Source organism: Prevotella pallens, assembly GCF_900454935.1.
In the GTDB taxonomy this organism is placed as follows: Bacteria; Bacteroidota; Bacteroidia; order Bacteroidales; family Bacteroidaceae; genus Prevotella; species Prevotella pallens.
Window position 1 is genome coordinate 1,320,649 of sequence record NZ_UGTP01000001.1, and the last position, 16,603, is coordinate 1,337,251.

The 16,603-nt window shown below is 33.7% G+C and carries 16 protein-coding genes; 14 read left to right on the forward strand and 2 right to left on the reverse strand.

Annotated features, from left to right (window positions below; all coding sequences use genetic code 11):
- Positions 1-120: 120 nt before the first annotated feature.
- Positions 121-945: a type II pantothenate kinase gene (gene coaW, locus DX009_RS05625; RefSeq protein WP_006044820.1), complete on the reverse strand. Its 825-nt coding sequence runs from the start codon at positions 943-945 to the stop codon at positions 121-123.
- 202 nt (positions 946-1,147) lie between these two features.
- Here coaW and DX009_RS05630 point away from each other — a divergent pair, with 202 nt between their 5' ends.
- Both DX009_RS05630 and DX009_RS05635 read left to right on the forward strand, forming a co-directional pair.
- Positions 1,148-1,426, forward strand: coding sequence for an HU family DNA-binding protein (locus tag DX009_RS05630; RefSeq protein WP_112317108.1), 279 nt, complete (start codon positions 1,148-1,150; stop codon positions 1,424-1,426).
- A 269-nt stretch (positions 1,427-1,695) separates the two neighbouring features.
- A complete protein-coding gene (locus DX009_RS05635) occupies positions 1,696-3,267 on the forward strand; it encodes an Rne/Rng family ribonuclease (RefSeq protein WP_006044818.1) in 1,572 nt (523 codons plus the stop codon).
- A gap of 306 nt (positions 3,268-3,573) precedes the next feature.
- Here the strand turns inward: DX009_RS05635 and mltG are convergent, their stop codons facing one another.
- Entirely contained in the window at positions 3,574-4,608 is a 1,035-nt protein-coding gene (gene mltG, locus DX009_RS05640; RefSeq protein ID WP_115083304.1) for an endolytic transglycosylase MltG, read from the reverse strand.
- Positions 4,609-4,918: 310 nt separating this feature from the next.
- Between mltG and DX009_RS05645 the strand changes: the two genes are divergently transcribed.
- The 12 genes from DX009_RS05645 to DX009_RS05700 all read left to right on the forward strand — a co-directional run bounded on the left by DX009_RS05645 (position 4,919) and on the right by DX009_RS05700 (position 16,569).
- Positions 4,919-6,466, forward strand: coding sequence for a sensor histidine kinase (locus DX009_RS05645; RefSeq protein ID WP_006044816.1), 1,548 nt, complete (start codon positions 4,919-4,921; stop codon positions 6,464-6,466).
- A 32-nt stretch (positions 6,467-6,498) separates the two neighbouring features.
- Complete coding sequence (rprY, locus tag DX009_RS05650) at positions 6,499-7,206, forward strand: response regulator transcription factor RprY (RefSeq protein ID WP_112317058.1); 708 nt, start codon at positions 6,499-6,501, stop codon at positions 7,204-7,206.
- Positions 7,207-7,973: 767 nt separating this feature from the next.
- The gene (gene rpsF / locus DX009_RS05655; RefSeq protein ID WP_006044813.1) at positions 7,974-8,318 is read left to right on the forward strand and encodes a 30S ribosomal protein S6; all 345 of its coding nucleotides are present in this window, start codon (positions 7,974-7,976) and stop codon (positions 8,316-8,318) included.
- Positions 8,319-8,320: 2 nt separating this feature from the next.
- Positions 8,321-8,593, forward strand: a complete 273-nt coding sequence (gene rpsR, locus DX009_RS05660; RefSeq protein ID WP_004364847.1) for a 30S ribosomal protein S18 — start codon at positions 8,321-8,323, stop codon at positions 8,591-8,593.
- Positions 8,594-8,607: 14 nt separating this feature from the next.
- Complete coding sequence (gene rplI, locus DX009_RS05665) at positions 8,608-9,144, forward strand: 50S ribosomal protein L9 (RefSeq protein ID WP_115083305.1); 537 nt, start codon at positions 8,608-8,610, stop codon at positions 9,142-9,144.
- 93 nt (positions 9,145-9,237) lie between these two features.
- Positions 9,238-10,311: an AAA family ATPase gene (locus DX009_RS05670; protein WP_115083306.1), complete on the forward strand. Its 1,074-nt coding sequence runs from the start codon at positions 9,238-9,240 to the stop codon at positions 10,309-10,311.
- Between the two features lie 120 nt (positions 10,312-10,431).
- Positions 10,432-11,124, forward strand: coding sequence for a translation initiation factor IF-3 (infC, locus tag DX009_RS05675; protein ID WP_112317060.1), 693 nt, complete (start codon positions 10,432-10,434; stop codon positions 11,122-11,124).
- 106 nt (positions 11,125-11,230) lie between these two features.
- A complete protein-coding gene (gene rpmI, locus DX009_RS05680; RefSeq protein WP_006044809.1) occupies positions 11,231-11,428 on the forward strand; it encodes a 50S ribosomal protein L35 in 198 nt (65 codons plus the stop codon).
- Positions 11,429-11,466: 38 nt separating this feature from the next.
- Positions 11,467-11,811, forward strand: coding sequence for a 50S ribosomal protein L20 (gene rplT / locus DX009_RS05685; RefSeq protein ID WP_006044808.1), 345 nt, complete (start codon positions 11,467-11,469; stop codon positions 11,809-11,811).
- Between the two features lie 524 nt (positions 11,812-12,335).
- Positions 12,336-14,648 carry a TonB-dependent receptor gene (locus DX009_RS05690; RefSeq protein ID WP_410525569.1) on the forward strand — a complete coding sequence of 771 codons (2,313 nt, stop codon included), beginning with the start codon at positions 12,336-12,338 and terminating at the stop codon, positions 14,646-14,648.
- A 22-nt stretch (positions 14,649-14,670) separates the two neighbouring features.
- Complete coding sequence (locus DX009_RS05695) at positions 14,671-15,912, forward strand: hypothetical protein (protein WP_115083308.1); 1,242 nt, start codon at positions 14,671-14,673, stop codon at positions 15,910-15,912.
- Positions 15,913-15,951: 39 nt separating this feature from the next.
- The gene (locus DX009_RS05700) at positions 15,952-16,569 is read left to right on the forward strand and encodes a TetR/AcrR family transcriptional regulator (protein WP_006044804.1); all 618 of its coding nucleotides are present in this window, start codon (positions 15,952-15,954) and stop codon (positions 16,567-16,569) included.
- Positions 16,570-16,603 lie beyond the last annotated feature (34 nt).

Genomic DNA, 16,603 nt, shown 5'->3' on the forward strand with positions numbered 1-16,603 from the left:
CTTTATAAATTAAGCAAAGAATATTTGTAAAAATAATAAAGATATAAAACTAATACGGTGATACACAATGCAGCTCGTTCAAAGTATTTATTACTTTCACGAGCTCTTTTTTTTATTTCCTCACAACTCATTACTTGCTTGTAAAGCTGCTCCAATGGCAGTACAATATTCTGAATATTTAGGAATAAGAAAATTAACATTGTAAAGTCGTTCCATCATAGGGAAGAGAATTTTACATTGAGGCAAACGCGAAAGATTTCCTATCATAACAAAATTTTTAATCCCACTATTCAGCGCACTTAAAATTGAAGCAGAGCCTATAGATTGCAATACCAAACATATTAATCCTAAGGCTACATCTTCAATTTTTGCATTGCCATGTGCATTCGCAAACAACGATGCAGTAGCATTCATTGGTAATCCAGGAAGCGGTTTCGAAGAAATATCACTTATTTGTAAATTTATATTCCCTATATTTCCTTTCTTCGCTAAATCAGATATTTGATGAATATCATCAGTATTCAATAATAAACGAGAAAGTCCATTCAGTGTTCCACCTCCAATACCAATTCCTCCAATATGACGAATATTATCCCCGTCACACAATACAAGCGAAGTTCCTGTACCCATTGAAACAACAATCATTCTATCAAGATTAGATTCAAATTGAGCACCTAAACCATCTGCTAAAAACTCATCAGCCTTTTCTGTAGGTAAACCATAAACAGGTTTGTCTATATAAGCAGAACCTACACCTGTTAGCATAACTTTTCCAACATCATTTAAATCTATCTTATTATCGTATAGATACTTTCCAAAAGCACCGTAAAGAGAGGTTACAGGGTCAGTAGCTTTTATACGCAAAGGACGCACTACTTCATTATTCTTTATTCCAACTATTTTTGTTGTGGATATTCCCACATCAATTCCAATAGCAATTTTCATAACACCTTATATATTATTAAGCAAAGGTAAATATATTATTACTGGGCAAAGGTACAAAAAAGTAGATTGTTAAACACCTTATGAAAGAGTTTTTTCCAAAAAAAGCGAAAAACATTTCTCTATTTATCTGAAAATGAGTATTTTTGCACTCCGTTATGATGAGATAACAAGATAAGTATAAATTAATAGACAAACAGAACAAATGACAAAGGCAGATATCATCAATGAGATTGCGTCTTCTACTGGCATATCAAAGAAAGATGTGTCGGCAGTTGTGGAATCTTTTATGGATGCTATAAAAGGTAGCTTATTGGAGAATAAAGAGAATGTTTATCTCCGTGGTTTTGGAAGCTTCATTATAAAGCATCGCGCAGAGAAAACAGCACGAAATATTTCAAAGAATACAACAATCACTATCCCTGCACATAACTTCCCCAGTTTTAAACCGGCGAAGACATTTATTGAGGATATGAAAAAATAAAAAAAACGATACAAACAATTTAAACATTTAAAGCTATGCCAAACGGAAAAAAGAAAAAAGGACACAAAATGGCTACGCACAAGCGTAAGAAGAGATTAAGAAAGAATAGACATAAGAGCAAGTAAGCCATTACGGCCCGAAGATTTTATGTAATCTTTCAATAGAACGGGGCATGTCTACGCATTAAAAACTCCTGTGTTTCTGGAGGCGGAGACACGTCTCGCTTCTTTAAATAAGCATCTTATAGATTGCTTATAAAATAGAGGAAAATGACAAGCGAAATAATAATTGATGCCCAACCGAAAGAGATTTCGATCGCATTACTTGAGGATAAACGATTGGTTGAATACCAATGCGAGCCAAGAGAAGCCAATTTCTCTGTTGGAAACATCTACATTGCGAAAGTAAAAAAACTTATGCCGGGTCTTAATGCCTGTTTCGTAGATGTTGGTTATGAACGCGATGCATTTCTTCATTATCTTGATTTAGGAAGTCAGTTCAACTCCTTTGCAAAATATCTCAAACAGGTACAAAGCGATAGAAAAAAACTTTATCCTATTCAGAAAGCAAGTAAACAACCCGACTTACAAAAGGATAGCAGTATTCAAAATATACTTCAAGTAGGTCAGGAAGTAATGGTACAAATAGTAAAAGAGCCAATTTCTACAAAAGGACCACGTTTAACAGGAGATATATCCTTTGCAGGACGCTATATTGTACTAATCCCATTCAGCGATAAAGTAAATGTTTCTACAAAAATAAAAAGTGGAGAAGAGCGTGCTCGGTTAAAGCAACTTATACAAAGCATTCGCCCAAAAAATTTTGGGGTAATTGTTCGTACAGTTGCGCAAGGAAAAAGAGTTGCAGAACTCGATGCAGAGATGAAACTTTTGTATGGAAGATGGCAAGATGCTATAACAAAAGTACAGAAAATTCAAGAACGACCACAACTTATCTTTGAAGAAAAAGGGCGTGCAGTTGGTATGCTTCGCGACCTTTTTAACCCTACATACGAGAATATTTATGTAAATGACGAAGAGATATGTAACGCTGTAAAAAACTATATTACTCTTATTGCTCCTGAAAAAGCAAATATAGTAAAGAAGTATACAGGAAAAGTCCCTATCTTCGATAATTTTAATGTAACTAAACAAATAAAATCGAGTTTTGGGAAGACTATAAATTACGGACACGGCTGTTACATTATTGTTGAACATACGGAAGCTATGCACGTTGTTGACGTAAATAGTGGGAATAGAACAAAAGAAAAAGAACAAGAACAAAATGCTCTCGACACAAATCTTGGAGCAGCCGACGAAATAGCTCGACAACTCCGATTAAGAGACATGGGAGGTATTATTGTTATTGACTTTATTGATATGAACTTAGCAGAAGACCGTCAAATGCTTTATGAGCGTATGTGCAAAGCGATGCAAAAGGATCGTGCGCGACATAACATTTTACCATTAAGCAAATTCGGTCTAATGCAAATAACACGCCAAAGAGTTCGTCCAGCAATGGATGTTGATGTTGCTGAAGACTGTCCAACTTGCTTTGGAACAGGCAAAATACGTTCAAGTTTACTTTTTACCGACTTGCTTGAACGAAAAATTGAGCAACTCGTAACAAAGGTTGGTATAAAGAAGTTCTATCTACACGTACACCCATACGTTGCTGCTTACATTAATAAGGGTCTAGTTTCCATTAAGATGAGGTGGCAATTAAAATATGGATTAGGAATTAGAATTGTCCCTTCACAAAAATTAGCTTTTATGCAATACGAGTTTTACGACAGCAAACGTCAATTTATTGATATGAAGGATAAGAATGACAAGCTGTAATAGCTCGTTACGAACTACTTACAATTATGAAAAGATAATGAAAGAACTATAAGAAGAGATGTTGCGTCGATATGATGCAACATCTTTTTTATTTCAACAATTATAAATCTTATCACTTTTTATGTTCAGTATAAAGACGATATCTCTTATTAAATATACTATATTGAGATATTTAAAAAAATGAATACCAGAGATTCTAACACATATCAGCATAATATTAAATCGCTTATATACATCATTTTGAAACGATAATATAAGGTATTATAAATATAAGTGAAGAACTAATTCTTTTACAACATAAGGGTCTTATTCTATTCCGTGTTCAGTTAATGCTTTCGCATACTTCGCAGCATTTACAGAATGTTCTTCGTAAGTTTCGGCAAAGTTGTGTGTTCCACTGAAGTCTTCTTTAGCACACATATATAAATAATTATGATGCACGTAGTTTAAAACAGCTTCAATAGCCGCAACACTTGGAATACGAATAGGACCAGGAGGAAGTCCTTTGTATTTATACGTATTATAAGGGCTATCATAGCTTAACCATTTATGGTAAATACGATGAGCTTCAAATTTACCAAGCGCAAACTTTACTGTTGGGTCAGCTTGTAAAGGCATATTCTTTCGTAGTCGATTAATATACATACCCGCAATCTTAGGCATTTCGCCTTCGTTAGAAGTTTCTTCATCTACAATACTTGCAAGTGTCATAACTTCTTCTTTATTTAATCCATCACTCTCAGCTTTCTTTGTACGATCGAAATCCCAAAATTTCTTGTTTTCTTTATACATTTTCTCCAAGAAATCAGAAACAGAAGTATTCCAGTAAAAGTCATAAGTGTTTGGAATAAACATTGCAATAATATTTTTTGGAGTATAACCATATTTTTTGCAAGTTGTTTCTGAAGTTAACGAATCCATCAATTCTTTTCTTGAAAACATTAGTTTTCCACTTACATCGGTAGCTAAGTCTCCAAGTGTACGAACAGAACGAATAGTTAGTGAAATAGAAGCTTGCTTTCCATTTCTGAAATTGCGAAATGTCATTAATGCGCCCGAATTATCTATTGTGTATTTTCCTGGACGAATATGATTTTTGTACGAAAACAAATTAGCAAGTAGTTTGAAAGTCCAAAAACTGTGTTTCGTTGATACTTTCTCTAATTTGTAATAAACAGAGTCAATGTTGTCGTTATGATCAATAAATACATATCTTGTTTTTCCATTATTCGACATAGAAGAAAAACAAAAGAAACAAATAGCTAAAGCACAAATAACAATAATGCCACTGACTATCTTTATTTTTTTTCGGTTATTCTTATTATGTTTTGATTTTGTCATACTAATATCTATTATTATAATGTGTGCAAAGGTAAACATTTTGAATGGAATTTAATATTGATAGTCCCATAAATATATATGGTTTCATTATTTTTACACAAACTTTAAATATATATCGCAATATACTTTATTCGTTTTAGTGCAGAATTATCAATTAAAATAAGATATATACTTAAAATAAATAAAAAACACAATAATAATTAACTTTATATTGTTAATCAATTAATAAACACAGTACCTTTGTCTCACCAATTATAATGAGGTAAGATAGAACGGGAATATACACAAAAATCAAAGTGTACGGTAAATTATGAATAAGAAAACGATTTGGACAATTGCAATTATAATGGGGCTTTCGTTTCTTGCCCTTCTTTTGCTCCAGCTCAATTACATTGAAGAAATGGCAGAGATGAAGAAAGAGCAATTCGATGAATCGGTTAATCGTGCCCTTTATCAAGCATCTCGTAATATGGAACTTAATGAAACATTACGGTTCTTAGAAAAAGATGTGAATAATAATGAACTGAAGAATATAAAATATAGTTCTTCCCAACAAAAAGGAGATGCCACAAAAGGAGAGAGGAAAGCAAAGACAGCTGATACAGAATCTTCTTATTCCTCATTCGAAATGAAATTAACACAAAGCAATCCCTCTTTACGAACAAAAGCAACAATCTTGCGTAATGATACTGGGACTATTTCTGCAACTAAACGTAGAATGCAAGAAGTTGTACGAAATCGCTATGTTTATCAAAAGGCTCTACTTGAAGAGGTTGTTTACAATATATTGTATTCTGCATCAGATAAACCATTGAACGAACGGATTAATTTTAAGATGCTCGATCAAGATTTAAAAGCAGAGATGATGAACAATGGAATTAATATCCCCTATCATTTCTCTGTTTACACGCAAGATGGGCGTGAAGTTTACAGATGTCCTGACTATATTAACGATGGAGAAAGTAATAGCTATTCACAAGTTCTTTTTCGAAACGACCCTCCAAATAGAATGGGTGTAGTAAAAGTACATTTCCCAGATATGAATAGTTATATATTCTCAAGTGTACGTTTTATGATACCGTCTATCATCTTTACAATGGTGTTGCTGATAACGTTTATATTTACAATCGTCATTATATTCCGACAGAAAAAATATTCAGAGATTAAGAATGACTTCATAAATAATATGACGCATGAACTAAAGACACCAATTGCAAGTATATCTTTAGCTGCACAGATGATGAACGATAAAGGATTAGTAAAATCACCTAAAATGATAGAACATTTGGGCGGAGTTATAACAGACGAAACAAAACGACTACGGTTCTTAGTTGAAAAGGTTCTCCAAATGAGTATGTACGACAGCAAAAAGGCTGTATTGAAAAAGAAATATGTAGACTTAAACGAGATGGTAGAAACTATAGCTCATTCGTTTACTTTACGCGTAGAACATACGGGAGGTAGAGTATATACAGAAATAGACGCAATAGATTCTAAAATGTATGTAGACGAAATGCACTTCCAAAACATTATATTTAACCTGTTAGATAATGCCGTTAAATATGCCAAGGTAGATCAACCATTAAATGTGTATTTAAAAACTTGGAATACAAACAATCATCTCTATTTAACAATACGAGATACAGGACAGGGTATAAAAAAAGAAAACTTAAAAAAAATCTTCGAAAAATTCTATCGTGTACATACAGGAAATTTACACGATGTAAAGGGATTCGGATTAGGATTAGCTTATGTTAAAAGAATGATAGATTTACACGAAGGCGAAATTAAAGTAGACAGTGAATATGGAAAAGGAACGAAATTTACAATTATATTGCCAGTGTTATTAGATAAATAGAAAATAATAATAATTTATAAAAAAGAAACAATATGGAAGAAAAATTCAAAATTTTATTGTGTGAAGACGATGAAAATCTCGGAACACTGTTAAGTGAGTATTTACAAGCAAAGGGTTATCAAGCAGATTTGTGTCCTGATGGAGAAGTGGGATATAAAACTTTCTTAAAAAACAAGTACGACATTTGTGTTCTTGATGTAATGATGCCGAAAAAAGACGGATTTACATTAGCACAAGAAATACGTCAATCAAATGCAGAAATTCCAATAATATTCTTGACAGCTAAACAGCTTAAGGAAGATATTCTTGCAGGATTTAAGATTGGAGCAGACGATTATATTACTAAGCCTTTCTCTATGGAAGAACTAGTGTTCCGTATTGAGGCTATTCTACGTCGTGTACGAGGAAAGAAAACAAAAGAATCAACTCTCTATCAAATTGGGCGTTTTAGTTTTGATACACAAAAGCAACTTCTTACACTTGATAATGATCCTGAAAAAGCTACGAAACTAACAACAAAAGAAAATGAGTTATTGGCTTTGCTTTGCGCACACTCTAATGAAATATTGCAGCGCGATTATGCTTTAAAAACTATTTGGATTGATGATAATTACTTTAATGCACGATCTATGGATGTTTATATCACTAAATTACGTAAACATTTGAAAGCTGACGACCAAATAGAAATCATAAATATTCATGGCAAAGGATATAAACTTATAGTACCAGACGAAGAGTAGAATAAGCAAGAGCTCAATGACGTGTGTTCATTGAGCTCTTTTTTTATAATAGAAAAGAGATGGACATGCTATGGAAAGAAAACGTATGTAATAACTTCCATCTTTCTATAATAAAATATCGAAAAATATATTGTTGTTCAGAAACTTATAATATAACTTAAAAGAAAACATTTAAGGATAAAAGAATTTATAATCACCACACCTGAATAAATGTTGTTCAGTTATTATAATACAAAATCACAAAGATCGTCAATTGTTATGATATCAAATTCGCAACTGAGAGATATCTGAAACAACCATAATAGATATCTGAGACAAGCGTGCCAGATATCTAAAATAAAAGTACCAACATTTACTAGCTTTTTCTAGAATATTGAGATATCTTATTTAAATTGTGAGGAAACAGCAAACACCGTTTTATAATCTCCCAATCTATTTTCTACAGATCCTCTCTCCCATCATAATATTATATTATATATGTATATGACATTATGAATTCTTTTGAGATTTCACATAAACAATTGTACCTCCAATAACCAATATTAATCCGCCAAAAAGCAGTATATTCCCTTTTATATGAAACAGAATATGAATAGTGAAAAATACAATTCCCACAACTATACTAAAAAACCCTATATATGTAATATATTTACCCATTAGTTGCAAAAGTATAAAAAATATTTGGTTATCTCACAAAAGAATCGTAATTTTGCATCGCATTTCTAAGTGGAGTGCATAATTTTTAATTAATATTCAATAAAAGTAGTATGAATCAATACGAAACCGTTTTCATTTTGACTCCCGTTTTGTCTGATGAACAGATGAAGGAAGCGGTCGCTAAATTCAAAAATCTGCTCATAGAAAATGGAGCTGATATTTTGAATGAAGAGATTTGGGGTCTCAAAAAGTTAGCTTACAACATTCAGAAGAAATCATCTGGTTTCTATGCAATGTTGGAGTTTAATGCTGAACCTTCAGTTGTAAAGACACTCGAAACAGGCTTCCGCCGTGACGAGAAAGTTATTCGTTTTATCACCATAAAGCAAGATAAATATTCAGCAGCGTATGCTGAAAAACGTCGTGCAAAGTGGGCAGCAGTAAAGGAGGCATAATTATGGCAGAACAGAAGAAGACAGAAATCCGCTATTTGACCGCTCCATCAATCGACACAAAGAAAAAGAAGTATTGTCGCTTTAAGAAGAGTGGTATAAAATACATCGATTATAAAGACGGTGAGTTCCTTAAGAAATTCTTAAATGAACAAGGAAAAATACTTCCACGTCGTATAACAGGTACATCTTTGAAGTATCAGCGTCGTGTAGCACAGGCTGTTAAGCGTGCTCGTCAGATAGCTTTGCTTCCATACGTAACCGATTTGATGAAATAAAAAGGAGGCTAAAGATGGAAATCATACTTAAAGAAGATATTATCGGACTTGGCTACAAGAATGATATTGTGAATGTAAAAGGTGGTTATGGTCGTAATTATCTTATTCCAACAGGAAAAGGCGTAATTGCATCATCTTCTGCAAAAAAACAATTAGCAGAGAACCTGAAACAACAAGCAGCTAAAATTGCTGCAAAGAAGGCTGACGCAGAAAAACGTGCAGCACAGCTTGAAGGTGTTGAATTAGTAATAGCTGCTAAAGTTTCTACAACAGGTGTAACTTATGGTTCTGTAAATACTGCAACTGTAGCTGAAGAATTAGCGAAAAAGGGTATAGAAATTGATCGTAAGATTATCACTATGCGCGATATAAAGAAAGTTGGAACCTTTGAGGCTACAATTCATTTCTTTAAAGATGTAGAGATAAAATTACCTGTAATTGTTGTTGCAGAAAATCAACCAGAGCCTAAGGCTGAAAAAACAGAAGAAACTGTAGAGACTCCTACCGAAGAAATTGATGTTGTGGAAGGAGAAACAGTAACAGTTGAATAATATATATTTTCGAAAGAGAATTTATATAGATTTATTAAACACATTATAGCATAATCCCTTTCATCTTTACAGATGTGAGGGATTTTCTTTTCTATGAAAAAAATAGTACTAACAGGAGGTCCTTGTGCTGGTAAAACCACTGCTTTAGTTAAAATAATGGAACACTTCTCTAGCATTGGATATAAGGTGTTCATTATACCAGAGTTACCTACTCTATTCTTACAAGCAGGAATGGATTATCTCACAGATAATAAAGATTTATTTTACGAAGGCGAAAAAGCAACCTTAGAGATGCAAATAGCTTTAGAAGATAAATTCTTACAAATGGCAAAGAGTGTTAAGCAACCAGTTCTTATCGTTTGCGATCGAGGAACAATGGATATCTCTGCCTATATGAATCCAGTACTCTGGAATCAAATAATATCCGATGTAAAGATGAATAACGAGATGTTGCGTTCTCGTTATGATGCAGTTTTACATCTTGTAAGTGCAGCAGATGGTGCTGAACAATTTTATACAATTGCTACAAACAATAAACGAACAGAGGGCATTGAATTAGCACGTATACTTGATAAGAAAGTCATTCAGGCATGGTCAGAACATCCACATCTACGTGTAATAAATAACCATGAAGATTTTGAAACCAAGCTAGAAAGAGTATTACAGGAAATTTCTGATGTTTTAGAAATTCCACGTCAGGCAGTTGAAGAAAGAAAGTATATTATACGACTGAAAGATAATATTCCCGAGGCAATAGTAAGTGAAATAACACAAACTTATTTAACATCTGAGCCATATAGTGAGGTTCGATTGAGACGACGAATTTTAAATGGACTTTCTGTAAATGTTCATACCACAAAAAAGATCCTACCTAATAATGAGCAAGTTGAAACCGAACGACAAATTGATAATAACCTATATGAATCATTACTTCAGCAAGCAGATCCGTATAGACAACCTATACATAAAATGCGAGAAACATTCATTTGGAAAGGACAATTCTTTGAATTAGACACCTTCATAGATCCATATAAAGGTTTACAAATACTAGAGACGAAGGGAATACTCAAACATGAAGATATCATTTTTCCTCCCTTCATCGAAATAATTGAAGATATAACAGGAATCACAAAGTATTATAATTATAATTTAGCTCTAAAGAAATAATTCTATCCTCACAACAGATTCATACAGATATCACAAATAAAATAGAACAAAAATTTGGTCAATTATAGCAAAAGCAGTATCTTTGCAGACGTTTAATAATATAAAACTATATTATAGTTGATGAAAAATGACAAAATGAAGTTTCAGTATCGTGTGAATGAACAAATTCATGCACGAGAAGTACGTGTGGTAAATGAAGGTAATGCAGAAGTGATGTCTACTCGTCAAGCATTGGACATTGCTCGCAAAGAGGGTGTAGACCTAGTCGAAATATCCCCGAACGCACAACCACCAGTTTGCCGTATCATCGACTATTCTAAATTTCTTTACCAGCAAAAGAAACATCAGAAAGAGATGAAGCAAAAGCAGGTAAAGCAAGATATAAAAGAAATACGTTTCGGACCACAGACTGATGAACACGATTATCAGTTTAAATTAAAGCATGCACAAGAATTCCTTAATGAAGGAAATAAAGTAAGAGCATACGTTTTCTTTCGTGGTCGTTCTATCCTATTTAAAGAACAAGGTGAAGTCTTATTGTTACGTTTTGCCAATGATCTAGAAGAACTAGCAAAAGTAGAACAGTTGCCGAAACTCGAAGGGAAGAAAATGTTTCTCTACCTTTCTCCTAAAAAAGCTGGTGTTACTAAAAAGAGCCAGCAACGTAGAGATCGTGAAGAAGCAGCAGATGCAGCCAAAAGGAATGAGGCTGCCAAAAGTTCAGATAAAGAAGGTAAGGAGAATATTGACAATGGACTTTTTGCAAATGCAAAAAATGGTTCTGTTGCACTCGATAAACTTAAGAATGAATAAAAGATTAAACGTGTCTTTTAAAAAGGACTGATAATACCTGTGCGTAACGTCCTGGTAATACGTTGCCACAGATGAATATAAATAATAATTTTAACAATTTAGAAAAATGCCAAAGCAAAAAACAAACTCTGGAGCAAAAAAGAGATTTAGCTTCACAGGTACAGGTAAGATAAAGCGTAATCGTGCTTACCACAGTCACATTCTGACTAAGAAAACAAAGAAACAAAAGAGAAATCTTGTTCACAGTGCAATTGTGGATAATAGCAACATGAAACAGGTGAGAGACTTGTTAAATCTGCGTTAATAAACATTAGTCTAACAATTTAAAAGGAAAGAAAAACTATGCCAAGATCAGTAAATCATGTTGCTTCAAAAGCAAGAAGAACAAGAATTCTCAAAAAGACAAAGGGATATTATGGTGCCCGTAAAAATGTTTGGACAGTTGCAAAAAATACTTACGAGAAAGGTTTAACCTATGCCTACCGTGATCGTCGAAATAAAAAGCGCACATTCCGTGCACTTTGGATTCAACGAATCAATGCAGCTGCTCGTCTTTACGATATGAGTTATAGTCAGTTGATGGGTGCATTACATAAAGCTAATATAGAGATAAATCGTAAGGTCCTCGCTGACCTTGCAGCAAATAACCCAGAAGCATTTAAGGCTATTGTTGAAAAAGTAAAGTAATTAAAATTTAAGATTAATAGGAAAAGGTTGTAATTCAAGAGATTTACAACCTTTTTTGTGTTAACTATGTATCTACATTATTTATACCCTACTATAAATCTTAGAAAATGGAAATAGATGTAATGGATATTTACTAGGTTATTTATTTCAGTCTATCAAATTTCTATTACGCCTAAGCCTATATTAACTCATCATTTATGTTTGAAATATAAAATTTACTCATTTTTAGGTATTGGACATATTGAATATTTACTCTATCTTTGCAACCAAAATATCTATTATACAATTTATAGAATTCTAGATGCTATTAAAAAGTAAGAAAATAAAAGTATGGGGGAAACTCCTATGTCTAAAGATGCGTTGTCAGAATTACAGACAACGCATTTTATTTTTGAATAGCTATGAATTATATTCGTTTTTATCTTATCTAAAATATGAATAATATAATAATTAAAAAGAGAGCTTTAACAAACAGAAAATTGTGTTCCAATTCACAATATAATTGGAAGAAGATCTTCTTGACCATGCTTTGTCTATTTTCTATATTAACACTCTCTGCACAAGAAACAGTTATATGCGGACAAGTAACAGATGCCAATACCGGTAGTCCTATTGTTGATGCATGGGTTTCTGTTGCTGCAAATAGTAATGGGATTGCCACCAACGCACAAGGATACTATAAAGTAAGTGTGCACAAGTTACTAAAAACATCACTAACTGTGAGACACATAGGTTACAAAACAGAAAGAAAAAATATAATCTTATCTGATTCTGTTTGTGTAAACATACAATTAACTCCTACAGAAAATATGTTAGAAGGAGTTACAGTAACTACTCGGAGTGAAATTCGGAAGTTACGCGAATCGGCTATGCCTATATCTGTAATAGGACAACAACAACTACAAGGTACAGCCTCTAATATTAACGACGTACTTGCCAGAACCGTAGGAGTTACAGTGCGAAATACTGGTGGTATGGGAAGTGCATCTCGAATATCTGTTCGTGGATTGGAAGGAAAGCGAATGGGAATCTATATAGACGAAACGCCTATGTCGCAGCTAAGCAACTTCGTGGCATTAAACGATATCCCCACAAATATGATAGAACGAATTGAAGTATATAAAGGTATAGTGCCTTACAAATTCGGTGGTTCGGCATTAGGAGGAGCTGTCAATGTGGTTACAAAGGAATATCCACCCGTTTATTTAGACTTCTCTTACGAAATAGGTTCATTCAATACGCACCAAATATCTACAGTTCTAAAGCGTACTAATCATAAAAGTGGCTTACAATTTGGAATGGGTGGAGTCGTATCATTTGCTAAGAACAACTACAAAATGGCTTTAGCTAATTTGGACGGACGTGTTGTAGAACGAAATCATGACAGTTTTAAGAAGATTATGGGTGGCATATCTATAAAAGCAACTAAGTGGTGGTTCGATGAAATGAAATGGGAGCTTATTCTATTAAGAACTAAACAAGAAATACAAGGTATTGATCTCGATATACGTGAGGCTTACAACCATTCTATAAACTATGTTACGGCTTTGACTCTGAAACGTAAGAATTTCTTTTTAGATGGATTGGACCTCGATTTTGATGCAGGATATGTATCTGGTAAATATGGATTATGCGATAAAGCAATGCATCGTTACGATTGGGATGGAAAAACTCTTCCCCCAGTTTCTCCATTTGGAGGTGAACAAAATAACTTTGCATCAGATGGAAACAACAAATCTAACGAGCTGACTGCTAAACTTAATATGGCTTATACTATTGATATGCACCATGCAGTGAACCTAAATATTTACGCAGACCAAAACTCTCTATACCCAAACGACTCTTTAATGGATAAATCGTTGGGATTCCGTGCAAACTTCCCAAGTAAGATGAAAACAATGACCGCAGGACTTTCGTACGATTTGACGTTGTTTAATGGACGTTTTCAAAATGCGTTCACATTGAAAAACTTCTTATTCTCATCTCATTCTCGCAGTATAGATATTTATTCCGTAAAAGAACCTCAACCAGTAAAGATATCTAAAAACTTTTTCGGCTTCAGTGACGCTATGCGCTATAAGTTTTCAAACGATTTAATGATTAAATTTTCATTTAACTCTGAAGTACGCATACCTACTAGCGAAGAACTTATTGGTAATGGTTACTCTATACTTGCCTCACCAGCATTGAAACCAGAACGCACGTCGGGAATAAATCTTGGTATTCTTTATCGCCATATAAAAACCGATGGTGGACTTATAGAAATAGAGCTGAATGGCTTCTATAATCAATTGAAGGATATGATACGCTTTACTCCCGATATGATCCCTACAATGGCACGCTATCGTAACTTTGGCAGTGTACGCACAAGAGGAATAGAATTGGAGGCTAAAGGAGATATCTGTCCTCTACTCTATATCTATGCAAACGGAACCTATCAAGATCTTCGTGATATGCGAAAAACAATTCCAGGAACAGAAGTTGAGAATCCTACACGCAATATGCGCATTCCAAATGTGCCTTACCTATTAGCTAACTTTGGTACCGAAATACACAAAGAAAATATCTTTGGTGGACACGGGCAAAATATTAGATTACTCCTCGATGCTTCATATATACATCAATACTTTTACGACTTTGAAGTTAGTAAGTATCAAGAACGTAAAATTCCAACCTCAATAACAATGGATGCAGCCCTAGAATATAGCTTCTGTAACGACCGTTGGACAATTACATTAAAATCAAAGAATCTAACTAATCGTCGTACAATGTCCGAATTAAACCGTCCGTTACCTGGACGCTACATAGGAATAAAGATAAGATACCTATTTAAATAATTAATTAATAAAAGATAGAATTATGAGAAACTTAAAAATCATCTTCACAGTCATCACAATGATGGCCTTTGTTTGTTCATGCAACAACAGCGATGAACCTAAACCTAATCCTAATGGAGTAAATGAGAAACCATTTAAAGGTATAATTTTTACAGCTGGTATCACTAATCCTGAAGGAAACAATGGTAGTGTTTATATGCAATGTCTTCCAGATTTACAACCTGGAAGTTATGACAATACCAACGGTATACCAGTAGGTTTCGGTACAACACCCATTGTAGCTAAATCGGGAAATATCTATGTTCTTCCAGACTATATGGGCAATACAAAAGCCGAATTAATATGTTACAAAATCAATGCTGATAATAAATGGAGCAAAAAAGGAACAATGCCAATACCACCAAAGGCTGCTGCGTGTTGTGTTACCGAACTAAATAACGAGAAAGCATACATTAGCTTACAAGGTTTGGGAACTATACTTGTGTTTAATCCTACTACTATGACACGCATTGGAGAGATTGATTTGAATAGCTTGAAACAAGCGGATACAAATGTTTCTCCAGCGTCTATGGTTATTAGAGATGGTAAACTTTTTGTTGGACTTAACCAAATGAATGCACAATATATGCCAACACGTAACAATATAGAGTTGGCTGTAATAGACACAAAAACAGATAAAGTGGAAAAGCATATTGTGAATACATCATTAGGTATGAGCTTTGCTACACGTCCAATAGATCCAGGTTCAATCTTTGTAGACGAAAATAACGATATATATATAAATTGTATAGGTTCGTTTGGTTTTATTCCAGGCTTACATGGTGGAATTGCACGTATTAAGAACGGAACTACTGATATTGACCCCGATTATTGTATACGATTAGATAATACAGAAGTAAGAGGATTAACAACAAAATTTGCCGATTTCTTTGCTACTATTTGTTATGGTGGAAACGGAAAAGTATATGCTTATGCTAACTCGTTTGGCTTAGATCCAAATGGAATGAGCAATCCTTATATTAGTTTAACCAATGTTCCTATCATAATAGATTTGCAACAGAAAACATTGAGTGTTATCAATGGAATGGAAATTTCTAACCCACAAGGTATAGCCGTTGGTAAATATAAAAATCTGATTGTATTTGGCAGTGCTAATAAGAAGGCTAACGGTTTCTACACTTACAACCCAGCAACAAAAGAAGTAGCAGGCCCTATTATACAGGTAAAAGGAAACCCAAGTTTCTTTTATAGCTTCGTAGAATAAGGATAGAAGTATAGCCTACTTACTATAAAATAATAATCGATGCAAATACAGAAAGACGAAATACGAAACCGAATTCTTGCTGTAGCAAGTAGAGAGTTTATAAATAATGGTGTAAAACGTACATCAATTAAAACCATAGCTAGTAAAGCAAATGTAGCAGTAGGCAATGTGTATAATTATTATAAGGGCAAGGACGACTTACTGAGGGCTGTTCTTGCCCCTTTATTCACAGCCTTCAAAGATTATCATAATAAGTCTATTAGCGAAGAATATGTATCTATCGACATCTTCCATAATCAAGTTTACTATGATATGATGTACCAACAAGTGTCATCACTTATTATTCCTTTTCGTAAAGAGCTTTATATGCTTATCTTTGAAACTGCTGGAACATCATTAGAAAACGATTTTGACAGATTATTGGAAACGGCATATTCTGACGGAATAGCTTATTTGGCAAATATTAAAAATTTATCTTCACACATTAATACAAATATATCGCCACACTTTGTTCGTATTATGTGCGGATTGTGGGCAAGTGTTATTAGGTATATTGTTACACACGAGGGACTAACTGAAGTAGAAATAAATGGTATTATTACCGATTATGTAAATTTTGGAATGGGTGGTTGGCGTAAACTTATAGGCATTGAATAAAGAAAGACAATACGATAGCATTTGCTATTTAAAC